Annotated in this window: 1 pseudogene; it reads right to left on the minus strand. The window is 43.7% G+C overall.

Annotated elements, in window-relative coordinates:
- Window positions 1–11: 11 nt before the first annotated feature.
- Window positions 12–515 (minus strand): annotated as a pseudogene (locus ACFPYJ_RS33085) (IS5/IS1182 family transposase); the annotation flags it as partial.

Consider the following 515-nt stretch of genomic DNA (forward strand, 5'->3'; position numbering starts at 1 on the left):
GAAACTTGGAGTTAAGCAGCTGGTTTCTGAGCCTTACTACTTTGATTCAGGCGGTCAACGGTCAGTTTGCAAGCTGTATAGGTCAGACAGGCAAGTTCGAAATCAATCTTAGCTAGTGCACCACGATGGCGGATATTGTTGAGTTGAAAATACTCTTTTAGATAGGCATTTACACGTTCTACTGCCGTTCTCTTCTTGTACAACACATAGTAACTGTCGCTGCCACGAGCAGGGATGGTATATCTTCTTGGGTTATTATCAACCTTTTTCTTGAACACCTTCTGGCAGTGCCCATCGTTAAACGGACACTCGTTACATTCTTTAGGCTGTGTGTACTTGATGGATTCGTATTTCGAATCATAGCTTTCGTAACGGTATGAATGACCTTCTTTACAGATCGGACGAAAATATTTATCAACGTCTGTATCTGGCTGCTCGTTCCGACGATTGTAATCGATGAGCGCTCTAGCACCCATCGCCTCGACTTGTTTGTAAACCGGCACTACATCATATCC

Source organism: Paenibacillus solisilvae (genome assembly GCF_042656405.1).
Classification (GTDB): Bacteria; Bacillota; Bacilli; order Paenibacillales; family Paenibacillaceae; genus Paenibacillus_Z; species Paenibacillus_Z solisilvae.